20 protein-coding genes are annotated in these 25442 nt (G+C 66.8%); 12 read left to right on the plus strand and 8 right to left on the minus strand.

Annotated elements, in window-relative coordinates:
* Positions 1 to 4 precede the first annotated feature (4 nt).
* From KF892_20190 to KF892_20220, 7 genes are all read right to left on the minus strand, one after another.
* A complete protein-coding gene (locus tag KF892_20190; protein MBX3627340.1) occupies positions 5 to 754 on the minus strand; it encodes an electron transfer flavoprotein subunit beta/FixA family protein in 750 nt (249 codons plus the stop codon).
* A 78-nt stretch (positions 755 to 832) separates the two neighbouring features.
* Positions 833 to 1819 carry a tripartite tricarboxylate transporter substrate binding protein gene (locus KF892_20195; GenBank protein ID MBX3627341.1) on the minus strand — a complete coding sequence of 329 codons (987 nt, stop codon included), beginning with the start codon at positions 1817 to 1819 and terminating at the stop codon, positions 833 to 835.
* Between the two features lie 31 nt (positions 1820 to 1850).
* Positions 1851 to 3527 carry a long-chain fatty acid--CoA ligase gene (locus KF892_20200; GenBank protein MBX3627342.1) on the minus strand — a complete coding sequence of 559 codons (1677 nt, stop codon included), beginning with the start codon at positions 3525 to 3527 and terminating at the stop codon, positions 1851 to 1853.
* 34 nt (positions 3528 to 3561) lie between these two features.
* Positions 3562 to 4653 carry a phosphotransferase gene (locus tag KF892_20205; GenBank protein ID MBX3627343.1) on the minus strand — a complete coding sequence of 364 codons (1092 nt, stop codon included), beginning with the start codon at positions 4651 to 4653 and terminating at the stop codon, positions 3562 to 3564.
* A gap of 147 nt (positions 4654 to 4800) precedes the next feature.
* Positions 4801 to 5574 carry an SDR family oxidoreductase gene (locus KF892_20210; protein ID MBX3627344.1) on the minus strand — a complete coding sequence of 258 codons (774 nt, stop codon included), beginning with the start codon at positions 5572 to 5574 and terminating at the stop codon, positions 4801 to 4803.
* Complete coding sequence (locus KF892_20215; protein ID MBX3627345.1) at positions 5575 to 6753, minus strand: acetyl-CoA C-acyltransferase; 1179 nt, start codon at positions 6751 to 6753, stop codon at positions 5575 to 5577. It lies immediately after the preceding gene.
* Between the two features lie 44 nt (positions 6754 to 6797).
* Positions 6798 to 8906, minus strand: a complete 2109-nt coding sequence (locus KF892_20220) for an enoyl-CoA hydratase/isomerase family protein (GenBank protein ID MBX3627346.1) — start codon at positions 8904 to 8906, stop codon at positions 6798 to 6800.
* Positions 8907 to 9253: 347 nt separating this feature from the next.
* Between KF892_20220 and KF892_20225 the strand changes: the two genes are divergently transcribed.
* The 12 genes from KF892_20225 to KF892_20280 all read left to right on the plus strand — a co-directional run bounded on the left by KF892_20225 (position 9254) and on the right by KF892_20280 (position 23780).
* Positions 9254 to 10474, plus strand: a complete 1221-nt coding sequence (locus tag KF892_20225) for an acyl-CoA dehydrogenase family protein (GenBank protein MBX3627347.1) — start codon at positions 9254 to 9256, stop codon at positions 10472 to 10474.
* 35 nt (positions 10475 to 10509) lie between these two features.
* A complete protein-coding gene (locus tag KF892_20230) occupies positions 10510 to 11652 on the plus strand; it encodes an acyl-CoA dehydrogenase family protein (protein ID MBX3627348.1) in 1143 nt (380 codons plus the stop codon).
* Positions 11653 to 11725: 73 nt separating this feature from the next.
* Entirely contained in the window at positions 11726 to 13531 is a 1806-nt protein-coding gene (locus KF892_20235) for an acyl-CoA dehydrogenase (GenBank protein ID MBX3627349.1), read from the plus strand.
* A complete protein-coding gene (locus KF892_20240; protein ID MBX3627350.1) occupies positions 13531 to 13980 on the plus strand; it encodes a PaaI family thioesterase in 450 nt (149 codons plus the stop codon). Before KF892_20235 ends, KF892_20240 begins: the two co-directional genes overlap by 1 nt.
* Positions 13981 to 14025: 45 nt before the next feature.
* Complete coding sequence (locus tag KF892_20245) at positions 14026 to 15483, plus strand: sigma 54-interacting transcriptional regulator (GenBank protein ID MBX3627351.1); 1458 nt, start codon at positions 14026 to 14028, stop codon at positions 15481 to 15483.
* 119 nt (positions 15484 to 15602) lie between these two features.
* Positions 15603 to 17816 (plus strand): TonB-dependent receptor, encoded by a 2214-nt coding sequence (locus KF892_20250; GenBank protein MBX3627352.1) that lies wholly within the window; start codon positions 15603 to 15605, stop codon positions 17814 to 17816.
* A gap of 207 nt (positions 17817 to 18023) precedes the next feature.
* Positions 18024 to 19232, plus strand: a complete 1209-nt coding sequence (locus tag KF892_20255) for a substrate-binding domain-containing protein (GenBank protein ID MBX3627353.1) — start codon at positions 18024 to 18026, stop codon at positions 19230 to 19232.
* Positions 19233 to 19249: 17 nt separating this feature from the next.
* Positions 19250 to 20005 carry an ABC transporter ATP-binding protein gene (locus KF892_20260; protein MBX3627354.1) on the plus strand — a complete coding sequence of 252 codons (756 nt, stop codon included), beginning with the start codon at positions 19250 to 19252 and terminating at the stop codon, positions 20003 to 20005.
* Positions 20002 to 20736, plus strand: a complete 735-nt coding sequence (locus KF892_20265) for an ABC transporter ATP-binding protein (protein MBX3627355.1) — start codon at positions 20002 to 20004, stop codon at positions 20734 to 20736. Before KF892_20260 ends, KF892_20265 begins: the two co-directional genes overlap by 4 nt.
* The gene (locus KF892_20270) at positions 20733 to 21767 is read left to right on the plus strand and encodes a branched-chain amino acid ABC transporter permease (protein ID MBX3627356.1); all 1035 of its coding nucleotides are present in this window, start codon (positions 20733 to 20735) and stop codon (positions 21765 to 21767) included. Before KF892_20265 ends, KF892_20270 begins: the two co-directional genes overlap by 4 nt.
* 91 nt (positions 21768 to 21858) lie before the next feature.
* Entirely contained in the window at positions 21859 to 22935 is a 1077-nt protein-coding gene (locus KF892_20275; protein MBX3627357.1) for a branched-chain amino acid ABC transporter permease, read from the plus strand.
* Positions 22932 to 23780 (plus strand): alpha/beta hydrolase, encoded by an 849-nt coding sequence (locus KF892_20280; GenBank protein MBX3627358.1) that lies wholly within the window; start codon positions 22932 to 22934, stop codon positions 23778 to 23780. The genes KF892_20275 and KF892_20280 overlap by 4 nt, the downstream gene beginning before the upstream one ends.
* Here KF892_20280 and KF892_20285 read toward each other — a convergent pair whose 3' ends face one another.
* Positions 23781 to 24893, minus strand: a complete 1113-nt coding sequence (locus tag KF892_20285; protein ID MBX3627359.1) for an ABC transporter substrate-binding protein — start codon at positions 24891 to 24893, stop codon at positions 23781 to 23783.
* Positions 24894 to 25442: the final 549 nt, after the last annotated feature.

The raw sequence follows: 25442 nt of genomic DNA on the forward strand, positions 1-25442 counted from the left end.
TCCCTTAGATGACCTTGGAGACGTTCTTGAGCTTGTCGACCAGCGTGGCGACGTCGGGCACCTTGATGCCGGCGCTGCGCTTCGGGGGCTCGGCGACCTTCAGGGTCTTGATGCGCGGGGCGACGTCGACGCCGAGGGCGTCGGGCTTGACGGTCTCCAGCGGCTTCTTCTTGGCCTTCATGATGTTGGGCAGCGTCACGTAACGCGGCTCGTTCAGGCGCAGGTCGGTGGTGACGACGGCGGGCAGCTTGAGCTTCAGGGTCTCGAGGCCGCCGTCGACTTCACGGGTCACGGTGGCGCTGTCAGCGGCGAGTTCGACCTTGCTGGCGAAGGTGGCTTGCGGCAGGTCGGCCAAGGCCGCCAGCATCTGGCCGGTCTGGTTGCAGTCGTCGTCGATGGCCTGCTTGCCGAGGATGACGAGGCCGGGCTGTTCCTTGTCGACCAGGGCCTTCAAGAGCTTCGCCACGGCCAGCGGCTGCAGCTCGGCATCGGTCTCGACCAGGATGCCGCGGTCGGCCCCGATGGCCATCGCGGTGCGCAGGGTCTCCTGGCACTGGGCCGGGCCGGCCGACACGGCGATCACTTCGGTGACCACGCCTTTTTCCTTCAGACGCACGGCTTCTTCCACCGCAATCTCGTCGAAGGGGTTCATGCTCATCTTGACGTTGGCGATGTCCACACCGCTGCCGTCACTCTTCACACGCACCTTCACGTTGTAGTCCACCACTCGCTTGACGGCTACCAGCACTTTCATGGGAAGTCTCTTTCTGGGTTAAACAAAAACTGAGAGTCCACCCGGCGCGACCTCCCGCGCCGGGTGGGGTGTTGCGGCTTACTTGGCGGCGAGACCGAGGCGGTCGATCAGCAGCTTGTCTTTCGCATAGGTCGCGATCGCCCATGCCTTGTACTGCTCGCCCGTGCGGTACCAGGGGTCCTGGTTGAGGGTGGCCAGCACCTCAGCATGCTTGGGGTCGTCCATCGCCTTCTTGAAGGCGTCGTGCAGCGTCTTCACGACGGCCGGGTCCATGCCCTTGGGGCCGACGAGGCCGTAAGGCGACTGCGACACGATGCCGTAGCCCAGCTCCTTGGCGGTGGGCACGTTGGGCCAGCGCTTGGTGCGGTTCTCGCCGAAGGTCACGAGCAGGCGCATCTGGTTGTTGTCGACGAACTTGTCCCAGCCCGACGCATCGCTCGCGGCCATCACGTGGCCCCCGATCAGCGCCTGCATCAGGTCGGCGTTGCCCTTGAAGGGGATGTGGTTGAGCTGCACGCCGGCCTTGTCGGCCAGCTCTTCCATCAGAAGGTGCGGGCTGGTGCCGATGCCGGTGGAGCCGTAGTCGATCTTGCCCGGCTGCTTGCGCGCGGCTTCGATGTATTCCTTGAAGGTCTTGTGCGGCGAGTCGCTCTTCACGACGAAGCCGAAGGTGTAGCCGGAGACGCCGATGATGAAGGTGAAGTCGTTGATCGGGCTCCACTGCACCTTGTTCATGTGCGGGATGCGCAGCATGCCCATCGGGTACTGCGAGATCGTGTAGCCGTCGGGCTTGGCGGTCATCGCCATCGAGCTGGGGCCGAGCGTGCCGCCGGCACCGGGCTTGTTCTCGATGATGATCTGCTGGCCGAGGTACTTGCTGGCGATCTCGGCGAGCGCGCGGTGGTGGCGGTCGGTCGAGCCGCCGGCCGGCCACGGCACGATCAGCGTGACGGGCTTGGCGCTCGGAAAGGCTTGCGCTTGGGCAGCGCCAAAGGGGGCAGCCAGTGCGGCGCCAGCCGTGGCCAGCACGAGAGCGCGTCGCAGACGTTGCATAGAGGTGGTCATCCTGGATGTCTCCGGGTAGAAGTTGAGGGGACTAACCTTGGGCCGCGTGTCGAGCGGCCTCTTGCTCTTGAAGTTCACGCCACTGCACCTTGCCCGATCCGGACTTGGGCAGCGACTCCACAAATTCCACAATGCGCGGGCTCTTGTAAGCCGCCATGTGGTCGTGCGACCAGGAAATGATCTCCTGTTCGCTCACCTTCCCTTTGTATTCTGGCTTGAGAACGACCAAGGCCTTGACCGTTTCGCCCCGCCGCGCATCGCGCACGCCGATCACGCAGGCCTCGTGGATGGCGGGGTGGTGGTACATCAGCGCTTCCACCTCGGCCGGCCAGACCTTGAAGCCGGCCGCGTTGATCATGCGCTTCAGGCGGTCGACCATGAAGAAATAGCCGTCGGCGTCGACCTGCGCCAGGTCGCCGGTGCGCAGGAAGCGCTTGCCGTCGATCTCGGTGAAGGTCTCCTGCGTGGCCTTGTCGTTGTTCCAGTAGCCGCGCATCACCTGCGGGGCGTGCACCACGATCTCGCCGGTTTCGCCCACGCCCAGCTCGTGCAGGGTCTCGGGGTCGACCACCCGCGCGTCGACATCGAACACGGGGATGCCCAGGCACTGCTTCTTGGGGCGGTGCGGCGGGTTGATGTGGGTGGCGGCCAGGGTTTCGCTCATGCCATAGCCTTCGACGTAATCGAGGCCGGTGAGTTCTTTCAACCGGGCAGCGATGGCTTCGGGCATCGCCGCGCCGCCGCCGCGGATGCCTTGCAGGCTGGACAGGTCGTACTGCGACAGCTTCGGGTTCGACAGGAAGTCGATCATCATGGTCGAGATGACCTGCCACACCGTCACCTTGTAGCGCTGCATCAGCTGGGCGGCGGCATCGCGGTCCCAGCGGGGCAGGATGACGATGGTGGCGCCGATGTACATCGGCCCGTTCATGCTGCCCGACATGCCGGTCACGTGGAAATAGGGCAGCACCGAGAGGAACACCGCGTCCTGCGTGCGGTTGAACCAGTGCACTCCCCCCACCAGCGTGCTCTGGGTGCTGCGGTGGGTGTGCATGCAGCCCTTGGGGTGGCCGGTGGTGCCCGAGGTGTAGGGCATGACGCAGAGGTCGTCGGGGCCGGCGGTGAGCGGACCGGGGCGCAGGTTCTTCGCCAGCACCTCGGTCCAGGCGATGCTGCCGGTCTCGGTGAAGGTCTTGCGCGGCTCGGCCACGAAGGGCGGCACCGTGAGGTCGGTGGGGCGCTTGAGGTAGTCGCTGTAGGTGACGACGATGAGGTGCTTGAGACCACCTTCGCCCACCAAGGGCTGCATCTGCGCATGCAGGTCCTGCGGCACGAAGGCGGTGGTGGCGCCGGTGTCCGTGACGTAGTGCTTCAGCTCCTCCGTCATGTTCATCGGGTTCACCGGCACGACGACCGCGTTCGCCCGCAGGATGCCGTAGAACGCCAGCACCCATTGCGGGCTGTTCTGCATGTAGAGCAGCACCCGGTCGCCGGCCTTCACGCCGCACACCTGCTGCAGGTAGCCGGCGATGCGCTCGGCTTCGTCCTTGAACTCGCCGAAGGTGATCGGCGTGTCGTAGAAGACGATGAAGGGCTTGTTCGGGAAGCGTGCGGCCGAGACCTCGGCGTTGTAGAAGACGCTGGTCTCGGGCAGCGTCAGGTGCTTGGGCAGCCCGGGCGGCCAATGGGCAAGGTGGCGGTCCGACATGGCGGCGCTCTCATCTCAAAAGGGTTCAGCGAGGTTAGCGCGAAGCGTCGATCTCTTGCGCGAGCGCCCACGCCTGCTCCGCCAGCGGGCGGGCACGCTTGCCCGACGCGACGGCATGTTCGCTTGACGCATTGCCCTGCACCGCGCGGTGCGCGATGCCCTGCAGGATGCCGACGAGTCGGAACATGTTGAACACCATGTAGTAGTTCCACTCGGCGGGCGACACGGCCTTCTTGCGGCCGGTGCGCTCCATGTAGAGCTTCACGTATTCGGCTTCGCTCGGGATGCCCAGCGATTGGATGTCGGCACCGGCCATGCCACGGCCGCCCTGGCCACCACCCATGCGCCAGGTCATGCAGTGGTAGGCGAAGTCGACCAGCGGGTGGCCGAGCGTCGACAGCTCCCAGTCGAGCACCGCGAGGATGCGCGGCTCGGTGGGGTGGAAGATCACGTTGTCGAAGCGGTAGTCGCCATGCACGATGGCCACTTCATCGCCTTGCGGGATGTACTTGGGCAGCCACTCGATCAGCTTGTCGGCGGCTTCGATGGTCTCGGTCTCGGCGGCCTTGTACTGCTTGGTCCAGCGGGCGACCTGGCGCTCGATGTAGTTGCCGGGCTTGCCGTAGTCACCCAGCCCGATGGCGTTGGGGTCGACGCTGTGCAGCGCGGCCATCACGCGGTTCAGCTCGCTGTAGAGCTCACCGCGCTGGGCGTTGTTGTAGTCGGGCAGCAGCGGGTCCCAGAGGATGCGGCCTTCCACGCAGTCCATGATGTAGAAGGCCGTGCCGATCACCGACGGGTCTTCGCACAAGGCGTAGGCCTTGGCCACGGGCACATCGGTCTTCGCGAGCGCGCTGATGACCTTGTATTCACGGTCGACCGCGTGGGCCGAAGGCAGCAGCACGCCGGGCGGCTTGCGGCGCATCACATAGCTCTTGCCGCCGGCCGTCAGCTTGAAGGTCGGGTTGGATTGCCCGCCCTTGAACTGCTCGACGTGCAGGTCGCCGCTGAAGCCGGCCACGTGCTGGCGCATGTAGGCATCGAGCTTCTGCACGTCGAACGCGTGCTGCGGGGCGACCGCTTTGGTACCGCTGAACTGGAGGGCCGACGTGTCTTTGCTGGTCATGACAGCACCCCGATCGTCGAGTACGCCGATCGACCCTCCGAGAGGGTCGGGCCTTGCTTGGGGCGGCCCGGCGCGGCGGCCCGGGTGCAGTAAATCGATGGCGTCATGGCTGTCTGTCGTCTTGTCATGTGGCCCTGAACGAGGCGTTCAGGTGATGATGCTGCCGCCATCGACCGGCAATGCGTGCCCGGTGATGTGGCGCGAGGCCTCGCTTGCGAGGAACACGACCGGTCCCTTCAAGTCTTCTTCGCCTCCCAGGCGATGCAGCGGTGCGCGTGCGACGACGCTGTCACCGATCTTGTCGAGCAGGCCGTGGGTCATCTTCGTCGGGAAGAAACCCGGGCACAGCGCGTTGACGTTGATGTTGTACTGGCCCCATTCCGAGGCCAGCGCACGCACCATGTTGACCGAGGCGGCCTTCGAGGTGTTGTACGCGACCATGGTGACGCCGGGGCTGTTGCCCTTCAATCCGGCGACCGAGGCGATGTTGATGACCTTGCCCGACTTGCGCGGGATCATCGCGCGCTTGCCGACCTCACGCGTCAGGAAGAAGGGCGCGTTGACGTTCAGGTTCATCACCTTGTGCCAGGCCTCGTCGGGGTAGTCCTCGGCGGGCGTGGCCCAGTTGGCGCCGGCGTTGTTGACCAGGATGTCGATCTGGCCGTAGGCGGCGAGTGCCTGGTCGACGAGGCCGGGGATCTGGTCGAACTTCGACAGGTCGTTGGCGATGACCTGGGCTTCGATGCCCATTGTCTTCAAGTGCGCCTGCGCTTGCGCGAGTTCATCGGCCTTGCGCGCGGTGAGGATGAGCTTGGCGCCCGCCTCGCCGAGCGCCTCGGCGGCTTGCAGGCCGAGGCCTCGCGAGCCGCCGGTGACCAGCGCGACCTTGCCCTTCAGGCTGAACAGGTCCTGGACCGACATTTAGACGACTTCGAACAGGCCCGCTGCGCCCTGGCCGCCGCCGATGCACATCGTGACCACGACGTACTTGGCACCGCGGCGCTTGCCTTCGATCAGCGCATGGCCGGTCAGGCGCGAGCCGGTCACGCCGTAGGGGTGACCCACGGCGATGGCGCCGCCGTTGACGTTCAGGCGGTCGTCAGGGATGTCCAGCTTGTCGCGGCTGTAGATCACTTGGCAGGCAAAGGCTTCGTTCAGCTCCCACAGGCCGATGTCGTCGATCTTGAGGCCGGTCTGCTTCAGCAGCTTGGGGATGGCGAACACCGGGCCGATGCCCATTTCATCGGGCTCGCAGCCGGCGACCGCGAAGCCGCGGAAGATGCCCATCGGCTTGATGCCGCGCTTCTCGGCGAGCTTGCTGTTCATCAGCACGCAGGCCGACGAGCCGTCGGAGAACTGGCTCGCGTTGCCGGCCGTCACCACGCCACCCGGCAGGGCCGCGCGGATCTTCGCCACGCCTTCCAGCGTGGTGTCGGGGCGGATGCCTTCGTCGGCGGCGATCGTCACTTCCTTCGTCGTCAGGCGGCCGGTGGCCTTGTCGACGACGCCCATGATGGTGGTCATCGGGGCGATCTCGTCCTTGAACTTGCCGGCTTCGAGGGCGGCGGCGGCACGCAGCTGGCTGCGCACGCCGTATTCGTCCTGCGATTCCTTCGAGATGTTGTAGCGCTTGGCCACCATCTCGGCGGTCTGCAGCATGCTCCAGTAGATCTCGGGCTTCTTCTCCAGCATGGCCGGGTCGGCGCGCATGTGGCGGTTGGTCTCGTTCTGCACGCACGAGATCGACTCCACGCCGCCGCCGATGGCGACCTGCACACCGTCGACGATGATGCTGTGAGCTGCCATCGCGATGGCCTGCAGGCCCGACGAGCAGAAGCGGTTGATGGTGACACCCGCGGTGGTGACGGGCAGGCCGGCACGCAGGGCGGCCACGCGGGCGATGTTGCCGCCGGTTGTGCCTTCGGACAGCGAGCCGCCGAGGAACACGTCCTCGATTTCAGCGGGGTCGAGGCCCGAGCGCTTGACGGCGTGCTCGATCGAGTGGGCGGCGAGCGTGGCGCCGTAGGTCATGTTGAAAGCACCCTTCCAGCTCTTGGCGAGGCCAGTACGGGCGGTGGAGACGATGACGGCTTCGGTCATGATGATTCCTTGTCTTGTGTGAGTTCTGGTCGCGGCTTGTTGGCTCAGCTGAAGGTCTTGCCTTCTTCGGCGAGCTTCACCAGCAGCGGGGCCGGTTCCCAGAACTTGGCGTCGGCACCCGGCTCGGCCGCGATGCGGCGCAGAGCACGCACCACGTTGGCCAGGCCCACGGTGTCGGCATAGAGCATCGGGCCGCCGCGGTGCGCGGGGAAGCCGTAGCCGTTGAGGTAGACCACGTCGATGTCGGACGCACGGGCGGCGATGCCTTCCTCGACGATGCGGGCGCCTTCGTTGACCATCGCGTAGATGCAGCGCTCGATGATCTCTTCATCGCTGACCTTGCGCGCGACCATGCCGCGTTCCTTGCGGAAGTCTTCGATGATCTTGTCGACGGCCGGGTCGGGGATCGCGTCGCGCTTGCCCGGCTCGTACTTGTAGAAGCCCGCGCCCGTCTTCTGGCCGAAGCGGCCGGCTTCGGCCAGGCGGTCGGCGACGATGGGGATGTAGGCCTCGGGGTTGGCTTCCTTGCGGCGCTTGCGGCCGGCGTAGCCGATGTCGAGGCCAGCCAGGTCGCCCATGCGGTAGATGCCCATCGCCAGGCCGAACTTCTCGAGCGCCTTGTCGATCTGCTGCGGCGAGGCACCGGCGTTGAGCGCCTCGTTGGCGGCAGCGCCGTAGCGGGCCACGATGCGGTTGCCGATGAAGCCGTCGCACACGCCCGACACGACCGGCATCTTCTTGATCTTCTTCGCGAGTGCCATCGAGGTGGCCAGCACGTCCTTGGCGGTCTTCTCGCCGCGCACCACTTCCAGCAGGCGCATCACGTTGGCCGGGCTGAAGAAGTGCAGGCCCACCACGTCTTGTGGGCGCTTGGTGAACTGGGCGATCTTGTCGAGGTTGAGCGCCGAGGTGTTGGACGCCAGGATCGCGCCGGGCTTGCACACCTCGTCGAGCGTCTTGAAGACCTGCTCCTTGACTTCCATGCTCTCGAACACGGCCTCGATCACGAGGTCGACGTCCTTGAAGCCGTCATACGTGAGCGTCGGCGTGATGAGGGCCATGCGCTCCTCGATCTGTGCGGGCGTGATCTTGCCCTTCTTGGCCGAGTTCTCGTAGTTGGTGCGGATGGTCTTGAGGCCCTTGTCGAGCGCCTCTTGCTTCATCTCGAGCAGCACCACGGGGATGCCAACGTTGATGAAGTTCATGGTGATGCCCACGCCCATCGTGCCGGCGCCGATCATGCCGACCTTCTTGATGTCGCGCAGCTTGGTGTCTTCCGGCACGTCGGGAATCTTGGCTGCGGCGCGCTCGGCGTTGAAGATGTGGCGCAGTGCGCGCGACTCGTTGGTGAGCATCAGCGCCTGGAACAGCTCGCGCTCGTACTTCAGGCCTTCGTCGAAGGGCTTGCTGGTGGCGGCGGCCACGGCTTCCACGCACTTGAGCGGCGCGGGGAAGTTCTTCGAAGTGGCGCCGACGGTGTTGCGGGCGAACTGCAGGAAGGCTTCGGTGCCGGGGGCCACGGGCTTGACCTTCAGGTCGCGGGCGCGCTTGAGCGGCAGCTTGTCGGCCACGGCCTTCTCGGCGAACTTGATGGCGCCGTCGAGCAGGTCGCCGTCGACGATGGCGTCGACCAGCGGCGAACCTTCGAACTTCTTGGCCGGCACCGGAGCGCCGGAGACGATCATGTTCAGCGCGGCTTCGAGGCCGATCAGGCGCGGCAGGCGCTGCGTGCCGCCAGCACCGGGCAAGAGGCCGAGCTTGACTTCGGGCAGGCCGAGGTTGGCGTCGCCCTTGGCGACGCGGAAGTGCGCGCCCATCGCGAGCTCGAGGCCACCGCCGAGGGCCATGCCGCCGATCGCGGCGACCACGGGCTTGGGCGAGTTCTCCAGGGCCTTGATCACGTCGGGCAGGTTGGGCGACTTGCCGGCGTTGGCGGTGCCGAACTCCTTGACGTCAGCGCCACCCGAGAAGGCGCGGTCGCTGCCGATCAGCACGACGGCGCTGACCTTCGGGTCGGCGAGGGCCTTGTCGAGGCCGCTGATGATGCCGCTGCGCAGCGCATACCCCAAGCCGTTGACCGGCGGGTTGTTCAGCGTGACCACGGCCACCGAGCCGCGAACGTCGTACTGGGTGGAGGTCGGTTGATTGCTCATTGGGATTGGCTCCTGAAAGGCACGGGAGGGACAGCGAGGGCCGCACGGCGCTCCCGCCGGGAGAAACCGTGCGGGCAGGTCATGCGTGGTTTGATGTTCCGCAATGCAGAACATTATTTTGCAAAGGCGACCATCGTAGCCGCTGAGGGGCTGCCTGTAAACAAGGTGATTCCCGACCGAAGTTGACCGCGTTACCCGGGGTTGTCGCCCGCGTGACAGGGTTTAGGATGGGTTGCAGGCAATGTCGTTGGTAGAAGTTCCAATTTATACTTCAGCGTTTTGCGATGCAGAATCTGCATCCATTTTCTTGATCATCCGCAATACGGCTCAGCCGCAGGAGACTTTCCATGGATCTCGAATACAGCCCAGAAGAACAGAAATTCCGCGAGGAGGTGCGCAGCTTCATCGCCGAAAACCTGCCGCAGGAGATCCGCAACCGCGGTGCCTCGGGTGAGCGCCACCTGGCCGAAGACATCACCAAGTGGCAGAACATCCTCTACAAGAAGGGCTGGGGCGGCTCGAGCTGGCCGGTCGAGTTCGGTGGCACGGGCTGGAACGCCGTGCAGAAGCACATCTTTGACGAAGAGTGCGCCGAGGCCGGCACGCCGATGCAGCTGGCCTTCAGCATCAAGATGGTCGCGCCGGTGATCATGCGTTTCGGCAATGCGGCGCAGAAGGCCTACTACCTGCCGCGCATCCTGTCGGGCGAAGACTGGTGGTGCCAGGGCTACAGCGAGCCGGGCGCCGGCTCCGACCTGGCCTCGCTCAAGACCCGCGCCGTGCGCGGCACCGATGAAAAGGGCGAGCACTACATCGTCAACGGCCAGAAGACCTGGAACACGCTCGGCCAGTACGCCGACTGGATCTTCTGCCTGGTGCGCACCAGCACCGAAGGCCGCAAGCAGGAAGGCATCAGCTTCCTGCTGATCGACATGAAGACCCCGGGCATCACCGTCAAGCCGATCATCATGCTCGACGGCGGCCACGAGGTGAACGAAGTCTGGTTCGACAACGTGCGCGTGCCGGTCGAAAACCGCATCGGCGAAGAGAACAAGGGCTGGACGTATGCCAAGTTCCTGCTCGGCCACGAGCGCACCGGCATCGCCGGTGTGGGCCGCTCCAAGGTCGCGATCAAGCGCCTCAAGACGCTGGCCCGCAAGGTGCCCGGCGACAACGGCAAGCCGCTGATCGAAGACGTGCGCTTCCGCGACCGCCTCGCGCAAGTCGAGATGGAGCTGATGGCACTCGAGATCACCAACCTCAAGGTCGTGTCGCAAGAAGGCAAGTCGCACGCGCCCGGCCCCGAGGCCTCGATGCTGAAGATCAAGGGCTCCGAGATCCAGCAGATGCTGACCGAACTCTCGATGATGGCGCTCGGCCCCTACGGCGTGCCTTGGCTGCGTGAGCAGCAAGACCTCTCGGGCAACCCGCAGCCGCTGACCGAGTTCTTCGCCGGCCGTGAGACGCTGCTCTCGGGCGCGTACTACAACACCCGCAAGACGACCATCTATGGCGGCTCCAGCGAGGTCCAGAAGAACATCATCAGCCAGATGATCCTGGGCCTGTAATCGAAGCCAGTCACACAGAACACGAAGGAATCACCATGGATTTCAATCTCAGCGAAGAACAAACCGCGATCCAGGACAGCCTGAAGCGCTACCTCGCCAAGGACTACGGCTTCGAGCACCGTCGCGCGCTCACCAAGAGCGAGCTCGGCCACAGCGCCGAAGCCTGGTCGACCTATGCCGAACTCGGCCTGCTGGCCCTGCCGTTCGCCGAAGAAGTGGGTGGCCTGGGCGGCAACGCCATCGATACGATGCTGATCGCCGAGACGCTGGGCACGGCGCTGGCGCTCGAGCCCTTCATCCCGTCGACCGTGATCGCGGGCAGCCTGATCGCCGACATCGGCAACGCGGCGCAGAAAGACACGCTGCTGGGTGGCATCACGCAAGGCACGACGATCGCGACGCTGGCCCACCAGGAGCCGGGCGCGCGCTACAACACGCATCACGTGGCGACGACCGCGAAGAAAGACGGCGACGGCTGGTCGCTGAGCGGCCACAAGGCGGTCGTGCTCGCCGCCGCGTCGGCGAACAAGCTCCTCGTCTCGGCCCGCACCTCGGGCTCGGCCTTCGACGCCAATGGCATCTCGCTCTTCGTCGTCGACGCCAAGGCCGCCGGCCTGACGCTGCGCCCCTACGGCACGCAAGACGGCCAGCGCGCCGCCGACGTGATCCTGAAGGACGTGAAGGTCGGTGCCGACGCACTGGTTGGCCAGGTCAACCAGGCCCTGCCGGCGATCGAATGGGCGCTCGACCGTGGCGTCGCCGCGCTGTGCGCCGAAGCCGTCGGCGTGATGGCCACGCTCAACGCGCAGACGCTCGAGTACCTGAAGAACCGCAAGCAGTTCGACATGCCCATCGGCAAGTTCCAGGTGCTGCAGCACCGCATGGCCGACATGGCGATGGCCGCCGAATACGGCCGCGCGATGGCGCTGCTGGCCGCGGTGAAGGTCGACTCGAAGGATGCGGCCGAGCGCCGCCGCCACGTGTCGGCCGCCAAGGCCTACATCGGCCAGTCGGCCCGCACGGTGGGCCAGGGCGCGGTGCAGATGCACGGCGGCATGGGCGTGACCGACGAGCTGATGGCGGCGCACCTCTTCAAGCGTCTGACGGTCATCAACCAGACCTTCGGCGACGTGGACCACCACCTCGGCAAGTTCAGCGACACGCTGCTCGCAGCCTGACGCGCCACGCTCTCGACCAAGGGCCCGCATGCCTCTCGCTGCGGGCCCTTCTTCAATCAGCTTTTAGAACAACATGACCGCCGAACTCATCCTCAACCGCCGCGACCTCGACTTCCAGATCTTCGAGGTGAACGATGCCGAAGCGCTGACGCAGCGCGAGCGCCACGCCGACCACAGCCGCGAGACCTTCGTCGCCGCGCTCGACGCCGCGATGGCCATCGCCGCCGACAAGTTCTTCACCCACAACCGCGAGAGCGACGAAGAAGAGCCGACCTTCGACGGCAAGAGCGTCACCATCATTCCGCAGGTGAAAGACGCGCTGCAGGCCTACTGCGAAGCCGGCTTCATCGCGCCGACGCAAGACTACGAGCTCGGCGGCATGCAGCTGCCCGTGTTGATGGGCCAGGCCTTCTCGGCCATCTTCAAGAGCGCGAATGCGTCGACCAATTCGTATGTCGGCCTGACGATTGCGAATGCGAACGTCATCAACCGCTTCGGCACCGAATCGCAAAAGAAGAAGTACCTGCCGCACATGCTGGCCGGCCGCTTCTTCGGGACCATGTGCCTCACCGAGCCGCAAGCCGGCTCCAGCCTGTCTGACATCACCACCACCGCCGTGCCGCAGGCCGACGGCAGCTACCGCCTCACCGGCAACAAGATCTTCATCTCGGGCGGCGACCACGAGTTGAGCGAAAACATCATCCACCTCGTGCTCGCACGCCTGCCCGGCGCACCGGCCGGGGTGAAGGGCATCTCGCTCTTCATCGTGCCGAAGTTCATGGTCAACGACGATGGCTCGCTCGGTGCGCGCAACGACGTGGCGCTCGCGGGCCTCATCCACAAGATGGGCTGGCGTGGCACCACCTCCACCATGCTGTCGTTCGGCGAGAAGGGCAACTGCTACGGCGAGCTGATCGGCCAGCCGAACCAGGGCCTCGCCGCGATGTTCCACATGATGAACGAGGCGCGTATCGGTGTCGGCATGGGCGCCGTGATGCTGGGCTACCGCGGCTACCTCGCCTCGCTGCAGTACGCGCGTGAACGCCCGCAAGGCCGACGCGCCGGCAGCAAGGACCCGAACGAACCGCAGATCAAGCTGATCGAGCACGCCGACATCCGCCGCATGCTGATCGCGCAGAAGGCGTATGTGGAAGGTGGCCTCGCGCTGGGCCTCTACGCCGCACGCCTGGTCGACGAGCAGAAGACCGGCCCCGACGAGACCAAGCGCGAGGAGGCCGGCCTGCTGCTGGAGCTGCTCACGCCCATCGTCAAGAGCTGGCCCTCGCAGTGGTGCCTGGAGGCCAACAGCCTCGCGATCCAGATCCACGGCGGCTACGGCTACACGCGCGAATACCCGGTGGAGCAGTTCTACCGCGACAACCGGCTCAACATGATCCATGAGGGCACGCACGCCATCCAGTCGATCGACCTGCTGGGCCGCAAGGTCGTCATGCAGCAAGGCGCCGCGCTGGAGCTGCTGGGCCGCGAGATTGCCGCGACGGTGAAGGACGCCTCCGCATACGAAACCCTCAGCGCCAACGCCGATGCGTTGACCATCGCCTGGTCCAACGTCGTGCAGACGGTGAAGGCGCTGGCGCCGCTGCTGAAGGAGAAGGGCGAGCTGGCACTGGCGAACTCGGTCGTCTTCCTCGAAGCCTTCGGCCACACGGTCGTCGCGTGGCAGTGGCTGCGCCAGGCCCTCGTTGCGACCCGTGCCCTGAAGAACGCCCAGGGTGACGACGAAATCAACTTCTACCGAGGCAAGCTGCACACCAGCGCCTGGTTCTTCGACTGGGAGTTGCCGCGCTGCAAGCCGCAGCACGAGCTGCTGCGCAGCCTCAACGACTCGACCCTCACGATGCAGGACGCGTGGTTCTGATGAGCACCGACGACACCATCCCTGACGGCTTCACCGCGCTGGTCCCTGGCGGCACCTGGCTCACCCACGCCGGCCCGCTGTACCAGAAGGACGCGCCCAACGGCGGCGTGATCATCGGCCTGCGCCTCGCACAGAAGCACACCAACATGCGCGGCATCGCGCACGGCGGCATGCTGGTCACGCTGGCCGACAGCGCGCTCGGCCGCAACATGCACCTCACGCGCAAGCCCTCGGCGCCGATGGTGTCGGTCAACCTGTCGACCGACTTCCTCGGCGCGGCCAAGGTGGGCGACTGGCTGGAAGCCCACGTGCAGGTGCGCAAGCACGGGGCGCGGCTGTCGTTCGCCGAGTGCGAGCTGCGGGTCGGCGAGAAGGTGGTGGTGCGCTGCAGCGGTGTGTTTGCGGTGGTCGAGCCGGTGACTGCCAACAAGGAAGTCCCTGAGGGCTGAGCGCTTGCACGGGGCGTAAAGTGTCCGGCACACGGACACTGCCCCATGACGACGACCCTCCTCCCTGCCGACGCCGACGGCGTGCTCAAGCTCGCCGCGCAGAGCATGTTCGACACGCTGGCGCAGGCCGCGATGGGCATGATGGTGGTCGACCGGCACCACCGCATCGTGTGGATCAGCGAGGGCTACAAGCGCTTCCTGCCCGGCCTCGGCCATGAAGAAAGCGACTTCGTCGGCCGCCTCGTGGAAGAGGTTGTGCCCAACACGCTGATGGCCCACGTGATCGAGACCGGCCAGCCCATGCTGGTGGACCTGCTCACCAACCAGGCCGGCACCTTCCTGGTGAGCCGCATCCCCCTGCGCAGCCCCGAGGGCGAGGTGATCGGCGCGCTCGGCCTGGTGCTGCTCGACCACCCCGAGACGACGATGCAGCCGCTGATGACGAAATTCAGCCGCCTGCAGCGCGAGCTCGACGACGCACGCCAGCAGCTCGCCGCGCAGCGCCGCCCCAAGTACACCATCGCGAGCTTCATCGGCTCGAGCCCGGTCGCGATGGAGACGAAGCGCCAGGCACGCCGCGTGGCGCAGACCGACAGCACCGTGCTGCTGCTTGGCGAGACGGGCACCGGCAAGGAGCTGCTGGCGCATGCCATCCACGCGGCGAGCACCCGTGCCTCGCGTGCCTTCGTCGGCGTCAACATCGCCGCCGTGCCCGACACCCTGCTCGAAGCCGAGTTCTTCGGCGTGGCCCCCGGCGCCTACACCGGCGCCGACCGCAAGGGCCGCGACGGCAAGTTCAAGCTCGCCGACGGCGGCACGCTCTTCCTCGACGAGATCGGCGACATGCCGGTCGCGCTGCAGAGCAAGCTCTTGCGCGTGCTGCAGGAGCAGGAGATCGAGCCGCTCGGCAGCAACAAGGTCGAGCGGGTCGACGTGCGCATCATCGCCGCCACCAGCCGCGACCTGCCCGCGATGGTGGCCGCCGGCAGCTTCCGCGCCGACCTCTACTACCGCCTCAACGTGCTGCCGATCCGGCTGCCGGCGCTGCGCGAGCGCCTGCCCGATCTCGAAGCGCTGGTCGAGGCGCTGGCCGACGACATCGCCCGCCGCAGCGGCCTGCCGCACAAGGGCCTGTCGCCCGATGCGCTGGAACTGCTGTCGCGCCAGCCGTGGCCCGGCAACATCCGCGAGCTGCGCAACGTGCTGGAGCAGGCGACGCTGATGACCGACGACACCGTGCTCACGGCAGCGCATTTCGGCAGCCTGATCGCGGGCGTGCCGCAACTGAGCCCCCCGCCGCCACCCGCCGCCGCTCCCACGCCTCGCATCGCAGTGGCCGCTGGAGCCACCGCCACCATCACGCCGCTGCCGCAGGCGATCGCCGAGCTGGAGCAGCGGGCCATCCGCGAGGCGCTGCAAGCGACCGGCGGCAACAAGCTCGCTGCATCGCGGCTGCTCGGCATCTCGCGCGCCACGCTGTACGAGAAGCTCGGCTCGAGCTGAGCGCCGTTCGGCCTGACGCACCGGCTTTACCTCGCGGCAACGCGGGCTGCGAGCCTTCACCGATGCGGGTGCCGGGCATCCCGTGCATGCTTCGGGGTCTTTCCGGTCGCCGCTTCGCCATGCCTGCCCACGGTCTTCTCGCTCCGCATCACCCCCTCACCCTGATTGCACTCACCGTGGCCGCGGCCGCCGTGCAGGCACAGACGCCAACGCCGCCTGCACCCGCGCCATCGCCTGCACCACAGCAGCTCGAGCGCGTCGAGATCACCGGCACGCGCGACAACGACCAGAGCGAGCGCCGCCAGTCCACCGCCGCCAAGATCGTGATCGGGCGCGAGGAGATCGAGCGCTTCGGCGACAGCACCGTGGGCGAGGTCTTGAAGCGCCTGCCCGGCATCACGCTGCAAGGCGCGCCGGGGCGCGGTGGGGCGATCCGCATGCGTGGGCTCGGCAGCGGCTACACGCAGATCCTCATCGACGGCGAGCGTGTGCCACCGGGCCTCACCATCGACACGCTCACGCCCGAGCAGATCGAGCGCATCGAGATCCTGCGCGCGCCCACCGCCGAGACCGGCGCGCGGGCGATTGCCGGCACCATCAACATCGTCACGCGAGAAGGCTTCAAGAAGCGGCTGAACGATTTGCGCGTGGGCTTCGGGGTGGAGAACGGGCACGTGAACCCCGGCTTCTCCTGGACGCGCAACGACAGCGTCGACAACCTGATCTACAACCTCTCGCTCTCGGCCTATCACGGCGAGCGCGACACCCACAGCACGACCACCACCGTGCGCGACGACAGCACGCCGTTGACGGGCGGCCACAGCGAGAGCGTGGAGACCACGCAGTCGAGCGACAAGCGCACCGGCCTGCATGCAACGGGCCGGCTGCAATGGCGCGGTGACAAGGGCACGTCGCTCGTGCTGATGCCCTTGCTGATCTACAACGAGTCCGACAGCCGGCGCAGCTCGCGTGTCGCCTACAGCAGCACCTTCACCGGCCCGCTGGCCGAGCAGCCTTACGACACCAGCACCGGCCACAACACCGGGCACTACACGCTGCTGCGCCTGAACGGGCAATTCAACCGTGGGCTGGACGGCCTCGGCCGGCTCGAAGTCAAGGGTGGCCTCGGCCAGGGCCGCTGGAGCGGCCGTGCTGAGCGAACTCTGCGCAACGACGACGCTTCGCCCACGCGTGCCCAGCCGAGCGACTTCGATGACGTGAACACCGCCCGCGACACCAACGCCACGCTCGGCACCAAGCTCACCGCCCTGCTGCCCAACGACCACGCGCTGGTGACCGGCGCCGAATTCGAGCACAACCGCCGGGGCGAGCAGCACAGCGAGGCCGACGTCTCGGGTGACGACTTCTCCGCCCGCTCGCTGCGTCTGGCCGCCTACGCACAGGACGAATGGAACCTCACGCCGCAATGGGCCGTGCACGCCGGCCTGCGCTGGGAGGGCATCCGCACGCAAGGCGATGCGAACGGCGCCACGCAGGCATTCGACAACCGCAGCAGCGTGTGGACGCCGCTCCTGCACACCGTGTGGAAGTTCGACCCCAAGAGCCGCGACCAGGTGCGCCTGAGCCTCACCCGCAGCTACCGCTCGCCGACGCTGCAGAACCTGATCCCGTACACCCGCTTGTCGAGCGACAACTCCGAGACCCGCCCCGACCGCGCCGGCAACCCCGACCTGAAGCCCGAGCTGGCCACCGGCCTCGACGTGGCGATCGAGCGCTACCTCCCCGGCAGCGGCATCCTGAGCGCCAATGTTTTCCACCGAGAGATCAGCCAGTACATCCGCACCGTGACGTCGCTGGAGGGCACACGCTACGTGTCGCGCATGCAGAACGTCGGCGACGCCACCACCCAGGGTGTCGAACTCGAAGCCAAGTTCCGCCTCAGCGACCTCGTGGCCGACGCGCCCGGCGTCGAGCTGCGCGCCAATGGCAGCGTCTTCCGCTCGAAGGTGAAGGGCACGCCGGGGCCCGACAACCGCATCGACCAGCAGGCCTCGGGCGTCGTCAACCTGGGCGCCGACTACCGCCTGCGCGGCACCGGCCTCACGCTCGGCGGCAACTTGAGCTGGCAGCCCGGCTACACCACCCGCCTCAGCGAGACGCAGTGGGTCGTGCAGGGCAAGAAGACGGTGGCCGATGCGTTCGTGCTCTACACCCTGCGCCCGGGCATGCAGCTGCGGGTGTCGGGCAGCAACCTCGCGGCACGCGACTACCTCACCGGCAGTCGCTTCGAAGGTGGCAATGTCCGCGAGACCAGCGAGACCGACACCGACTCCTCCATCAGCTGGCAGGTGCGTCTGGAAATGAAGCTCTAGGTTTGCCTGAGTTTCGGGCACTGTCCAAGCGCAAGACACGGTGCTCACCTGGCGTGTCCGGCATTTGGGCGAGAGCCCGGCAACGCGGCACTCAGCGTCCCAGGTAAACCTAGTGTTTGCCCTGATCTGGTGCTTTTGGGCACAGGCTTTGCGCAAGAGAGCCCCGCACGGGCGGCAACTGCGCCGCCTGAGAACCCAGGAGACACCATGCACTTCGCCACCCGCCGCGTTGCCCTCACTGCCGTTGCCACCGCCGCCGCTGCGCTCACGCTGGCCGCGCCGCTCGTCCAGGCCCAATCCAAGAACGAGGTCCGCATCGCCCACGTCTACGGCAAGACCGGCCCGCTCGAGGCCTACGCCAAGCAGACGCACACCGGCCTGATGATGGGCCTCGAATACGCCACTGGTGGCACGATGACGGTGGCCGGCAAGAAGCTCGTGGTGATCGAGAAAGACGACCAGGGCAAGCCCGACGTGGGCAAGAACCTGCTGGCCACCGCCTACGGTGACGACAAGGCCGACATCGCGGTGGGCACCACCGGCTCGGGCGTGGCGCTCGCCATGCTGCCGGTGGCCGAGGAGTACAAGAAGATCCTGCTGGTCGAGCCCGCCGTGGCCGACTCGATCACCGGCGACAAATGGAACAAGTACATCTTCCGCACCGGCCGCAACAGCTCGCAGGACGCCATCGCCAACGCCGTGGCGCTCGACAAGGCCGGCGTGAGCATCGCCACCCTCGCACAGGACTACGCCTTCGGCCGCGACGGTGTGAAGGCCTTCAAGGACGCGCTCAAGACCGCGAAGATCGTCCACGAGGAATACCTGCCCGCCGCCACCACCGACTTCACCGCCGGCGCGCAGCGCATCATCGACAAGCTGAAGGACGCGCCCGGCCGCAAGGTCATCTTCATCATCTGGGCCGGCGCGGGCAACCCGTTCAAGATCGCCGACCTCGACTTGAAGCGCTACAACATCGAGATCGCCACCGGCGGCAACATCCTTCCGGCGATGACCGCCTACAAGCAGTTCCCCGGCATGGAAGGCGCGGCCTACTACTACTTCGGCATCCCGAAGAACCCGGCCAACGAGTGGCTCGTGGCCAACCACTACAAGAAGTTCCAGACGCCACCCGACTTCTTCACCGCGGGCGGCATGAGCGCCGGCATCGCGCTGGTCGAGGCCTTGAAGAAGACCCAGGGCAACACCAACACCGACAAGCTCATCACCACGATGGAAGGCATGAGCTTCGAGACGCCCAAGGGCAAGATGACCTTCCGCAAGGAAGACCACCAGGCCATGCAGTCGATGTACCACTTCAAGATCAAGGTGGACCCGGCCTTCACCTGGGGCGTGCCGGAGCTGGTGCGCGAGATCAAGCCGGAAGAGATGAACGTGCCGATCCGCAACAAGCGCTGAGCGCGCACCGACACGACATGCTCGAGACCCGCAACCTCACGGTCCGCTTCGGCGGACACGTGGCGGTGGACCACGTGAGCTGTGCCTTCCAGCCCGGCACGCTCACGGCCATCGTCGGCCCCAACGGCGCCGGCAAGACCACCTACTTCAACCTGATCTCCGGCCAGCTGCGCGCGACCGAGGGCCAGGTGCTGCTGGGCGGCCACGACATCACCGCCGAGCCGGCGTCGACCCGCACGCACCGCGGCCTCGGCCGCGCGTTCCAGCTCACGCAGCTCTTTCCCAACCTCACGGTGGTGGAGAACGTGCGCCTGGTGGTGCAGTCGCGGCGCCGCGAGGGGCTCAACCTGTGGTCGGTGTGGCTCGACCGCAAGGAGACGCTGGCCCGTGCGCACGAGCTCGTGCGGCAGGTGCAGCTCGGCGACAAGGCCGAGGCCATCGCGAGCAGCCTGCCGCACGGCGACCAGCGCAAGCTCGAGGTGGCGATGCTGATGGCGCTCGACCCGCAGGTCTTCATGTTCGACGAGCCCACGGCGGGCATGAGCGTCGACGAGGTGCCGGTGATCCTCGACCTCATCCGCATGCTGAAGGCGCGGCGCGACGCGACCATCCTGCTCGTCGAGCACAAGATGGACGTGGTGCGCGAGCTGGCCGACCGCATCATCGTGCTGCACAACGGCCAGCTGGTGGCCGACGGCGACCCGGCGACGGTGATCGCCTCGCCCGTCGTGCAGCAGGCCTACCTCGGCATGGCCGCGAAGGAGGCCGCATGACGACGTTGCTCAAGCTCCAAGACGTGCACACGCACATCGGCCAGTACCACATACTCCACGGTGTCGACGTCGAGGTGCCCACCGGCCAGGTGACCATGCTGCTCGGCCGCAACGGCGCCGGCAAGACCACCACGCTGCGCACGATCATGGGCCTGTGGGCCGCCTCGCAAGGCACGATCACCTTCGACGGCCAGGCCATCGCCGGCCGGCCCACGCCCGACATCGCGCAACTCGGCATTGCCTACGTGCCCGAAAACATGGGCATCTTCAGCGACCTCTCGGTGAAGGAGAACCTGCTGCTCGCCGCACGCAGCGCCCGCACCGCCGACCAGATGGACACGCAGCGCCTGGAGTGGCTCTTCAGCCTCTTCCCCGCGGTGAAGAAGTTCTGGCTCTACCCGGCCGGAAAACTCTCCGGCGGGCAGAAGCAGATGCTGGCCATCGCCCGCGCGATGGTCGAGCCGCGCCGCCTGCTTCTCATCGACGAGCCCAGCAAGGGCCTCGCGCCTGCCATCGTGCAGAACCTCATCCAGGCTTTACGCGAACTCAAGCGCACGCAGACCACCGTGCTGCTCGTCGAGCAGAACTTCGCCATGGCCAAGGCGCTCGGCGACCGGGTGGCCGTCATGGACGACGGCCGCGTGGTGCACCACGGCGCGATGCAGGCCCTGGCCGACGACGAAGACCTTCAACACCGGCTGCTCGGCCTCTCGCTGGGAGCCCACCAATGAACACGACGACCACCACCACCGCGGCCCCGCCCGCGCAGGCCGACGCCATCCCGAAGGCCGCGTTCGACTGGATCCCGCTGGCGCTCGTGCCGCTGCTCGCGCTGCTCGCACTGCCGGCCATCGGCTCGCCCTCGTCGTGGCTCACGCTCACGGTCGCGGGCCTCGCAATGGGCATGATCGTCTTCATCATCGCCTCGGGCCTCACGCTCGTCTTCGGCCTGATGGACGTGCTGAACTTCGGCCACGGTGTCTTCATCGCGTTCGGTGCTTTCGTGGCCACCAGCATCTTCGGTGCGATGACCGGCTGGTCGGACGCCGACAGCCTGCTGAAGAACCTCGCGGTCGTCTTCCTCGCCATGCTGGCGGCGATGAGCGTCACCGCGGCCATCGGCTGGGGCTTCGAGCGGGTGATGGTGCGGCCGGTCTACGGCCAGCACCTGAAGCAGATCCTCGTGACGATGGGCGGCATGATCATCGGCGAAGAGCTGATCAAGGTCGTGTGGGGCCCGCAGCAGGTCCCGCTGCCGCTGCCCACCACGCTGCGCGGCTCGTTCATCTTTGGCGACGCGGTGGTCGAGAAGTACCGGCTCGTCGCGGTGGTCATCGGCGCGGGGGTGCTGCTCGCAATGCTCTTCACCCTCAACCGCACCAAGCTCGGCCTGCTCATCCGCGCCGGCGTGCAGGACCGCGAGATGGTCGAGAGCCTGGGCTACCGCATCCGCCGCCTCTTCGTCGGCGTGTTTGTCGCCGGCTCGGCGCTCGCCGGTCTCGGCGGCGTGCTGTGGGGGCTGTACCAGCAGAGCGTGATCCCGCAGATCGGTGCGCAGGTCAACACGCTGATCTTCATCGTGATCATCATCGGCGGCCTCGGCTCCACCTTCGGGTGTTTCGTGGGGGCGCTGCTGGTGGGTCTGCTCGCCAACTACGTGGGCTTCCTCGCGCCCAAGGCGGCGATGTTTTCCAACATCGGCCTCATGGTCGCCATCCTGCTGTGGCGTCCGCAGGGCCTCTATCCGGTGGCGAACCGATGAACCTCCTACAACCGTTCGGGCTGAGCCTGTCGAAGCCCCCTCGCACCGCCACCAGGCCCTTCGACAGGCCCAGGGCGAACGGAGTCTGTGCATGCTGAGCCGTCTCCTCTCCCACGACCTGCCGCGCAACCGCTGGCTCGCGGCCATCCTCATCGTGATCGTGCTGGGCCTCGCGCTCACGCCGTTTCTCTTCCCGAGCACCAAGGCGCTCAACGTGGGCGCGAAGATCCTCGTCTTCATCGTGCTCGTGGCGAGCTTCGACCTGCTGCTGGGCTACACCGGCATCGTGAGCTTCGCGCACACCATGTTCTTCGGCATCGGGGCCTATGGCGTGGCCATTGCAAGCACCCGGCTCGGCCCGGGCTGGGGTGCGCTTGCGCTCGGCGTGGGCGTGGCGCTGGTGGTGGCCCTCGTGCTCTCGCTGGTGATCGGGCTCTTCAGCTTGCGGGTCAAAGCGATCTTCTTCGCGATGATCACGCTCGCCGTGGCGTCGGCATTTCTCTCGCTCGCCTCGCAACTCTCGGAATTCACCGGCGGCGAAGACGGCCTCAACTTCAAGGTGCCCGAGGCCCTGCAGCCCGGTACGCAGTACTTCGAAGAGCCCTTCTTCGGCGCGAGCATCGATGGCCGCTTCCTCAGCTACTACCTGCTCTTCGTCGCCGCGGTGGCGCTGGTGCTCGTGATGCTGCGCATCGTCAACTCGCCCTTCGGCCGCGTGCTGCAGGCCATCCGCGAGAACGACTTCCGCGCCGAGGCCATCGGCTACCGGGTGGTGGTGTACCGCACGCTCAGCAACGTGCTGTCGGCGCTCTTCGCCACGCTGGCCGGCTGCCTGCTCGCGATCTGGCTGCGCTACAACGGGCCCGACACCTCGCTCAGCTTCGAGATCATGCTCGACATCCTGCTCATCGTCGTGATCGGCGGCATGGGCACGGTGTATGGCGCGGTGGTGGGCAGCGTGCTCTTCGTCATCGCGCAGAACTACCTGCAAGACCTGCTCAAGCTCGGCGCGAGCGCGGTCGAGGGTGTGCCCGTCGCGTCGCAACTCGTTTCGCCCGACCGCTGGCTGTTGTGGTTGGGCCTGCTTTTCGTGCTCTCGGTCTACCACTTCCCCACCGGCGTGGTGGGGCGGCTGAGGGCGCTGCGATCCAAGGGCCGTCGACCATGAGCCTCTCTTCTGCATTCACTTCCCGCTACCTCATCTGCGAAGGCCGCGAGCTTCATTACACCGAGTGGGGGGCGGGGCACGACGAGACGGTGATCGCCTGGCACGGCCTCGCGCGCACCGGGCGCGACATGGACGACATCGCCGCGCACCTCTCGCAGCGCTACCGCGTGATCTGCCCCGACACGATCGGGCGTGGCCTCAGCCAGTGGAGCCCGAGCCCCAAGGAAGAGTATTGCCTCGCGTTCTACGCGCGCCTGGCCACCTCGCTCGTCAACCAGCTCGGCGTGGAGCGCTTCCACTGGCTCGGCACCTCGATGGGCGGGGCCATCGGCCTGCGCGTGGCCGCCACCAGCCTGCGCGGCCGGCTGCGGCGCCTGGTGCTCAACGACATGGGGCCCGAGATCACGCGCGTGTCGAGCGAGCGCATCCGCTCGTATGCCGGGTCGCCCTCGGCGTTCGACACCGTGAGCGAACTCGAGGCCTACTTCCGCACCATCTACAAGCCCTATGGCTGGCTGAGCGACGCGCAATGGCGCCGCCTCACCGAAACCTCGGTGCGCCGCCTGCCCGATGGCCGCGTGACCCCGCACTACGACCCCGCGATGGCGAAGCAGTTCGAGCACTACCCCGACGACTACACGCAGTGGGAAGCCTGGGACAGCCTCGACCTCCCCGTGCTGTGCCTGCGCGGCGAAAGCTCCGACCTGCTCTCGGCCGAGGTGGCCGAACAGATGCGCCAGCGCGGACCCCGCGCGGTGGTGGCCACCATCGCCGGCTGCGGGCACGCCCCGGCGCTCAACGTGCCGGAGCAATTCGCGCTGGTCGAGCGTTTCTTCGCGGCCTGATTAGCGTCGGAATCGACCATCGGGGCCGATGATGGAGAGGTCGGCGTAGTCCAGGCCGCTGTGGTCGGTGGGCGAGTAGCTCAGCTCCAGCCCGCCCAGGTCGAAGCGGTTGAAGCCTTCGAGCGCGCGGCGCAGCTTGTCGCGCGTGGGCCCGGCGCCGGCGCGGCGCAGGCCTTCGACCACCACCTTGGCCGACACGAAGCCCTCCAGCGTGATGGGCGAGAGCTCCATGCCCTTCGCCTTGGCGAGCTCCATCGCCTCTTTCACCACGGGTGAGGCGATCGAGCGCTCATAGGGGAAGACCTGGCTCACCACTACGCCGTGCGCGATGGGGCCGAGCTCCTTCACGAAGCCCGTCGAGGCGTTGTTCGACAGGGTGACGAGCTGCGCCTTCGAGCCCGCGGCGCGCAGCGCCTTCATGCCGTCGACGATGGCGGTGCCCGAGCCGATGAGCATCACCGCCTGCGGCTCCCTGGCCACCACGCGCGGCACGATGGCGCTGTAGTCGGGCTTGGCGCGGTCGTACTTCTCCAGGATCAGCGGTTCCTTGTTGACCGACTTCAGGCCCTTGAGCGCGCCCTGCACCGCGTCGGCACCGAAGCTGTCGTCGACCTGCACGATGGCGATGCGGTCGACGCCGATCAGGCTCAGGTGCGAGATCGCGCGCTCGGCCTCGCGCTGGTAGGTGGCGCGCACGTTGAAGAGCCACGGGTGCACCGGCTGGTGCAGCACCATCGCGCCGGTCGACGGGCCGATCAGCGGGATCTTGTGCTCGTTGAGCAGCGGCATGATCGCCTGCGTGTGGGGCGTGCCGCGGTTGAGGAAGAGGGCGACCACGCCCTTGTCGATCAGCTCCTTCGCATTGGCGGCGGCGAGCTTGGGGTCGAACTTGTCGTCGAGCGAGATCAGCTCGATCGGCTGGCCGTTGATGCCACCGCGCGCGTTCACCGCGTCGAAATAGAGCTTGGCGCCGTCGGTGGCTTCCTTCACCGAGGCGGCCACCGCCCCACTGAAGCCGGCCGTCTGGCCGATCCTGATCTGCGCCCACGTCGGCGGGGTGATGCCCAGCGCCGTTACCACCATCCACAAGGCTGTCAGCCACTGTTTGTTCATGTCGGACCCTCCGGTAAGAGAGGAGGGGATGTTAGGCAGCCTGGGGGGGTTATTGACAGTGCAACTACGTACAGGTTGTGGGGTGGACGGGCGTGCACTCCTGCGGAGTGCTGTTGCCGGGATGTGCGCCCGGCGGCGCAGTCCCTTTTCTTTGCTTGCCCAAAGAAAAGGAACCAAAAGAAAGGGCACCCCGTTCGCCGGTCGCCCTAGGGGCGACTGCTCTGCGCTGCTCGGACTTGGGGTGTCGGGCAGAACTCGCTACGCGCTCTGCGAGCGCTGCGCTCAAACAGCTGCCCGAAGTCAGATGACGAAGCGTGCTTCGCACGCCACCCCAAGCCCTGCGCTGCTCGACGGCTCTCAAGGGCCCCGGGATACCGCCGCCCGCTTCGCGGGCATCACACTCTCGGCTCGCTTCGCCTCGTGCTGGGTTTGGGTTTGTGCCCCCACGTCCACCCCCACCCCCACCCCCACCCCCACCGTTCGGGCTGAGCCTGTCGAAGCCAGCGCATGGCACGGCCCTTCGACAAGCTCAGGGCGAACGGAAAAAGG

This window comes from Rhizobacter sp. (assembly GCA_019635355.1).
Lineage (GTDB): Bacteria > Pseudomonadota > Gammaproteobacteria > Burkholderiales > Burkholderiaceae_C > Rhizobacter.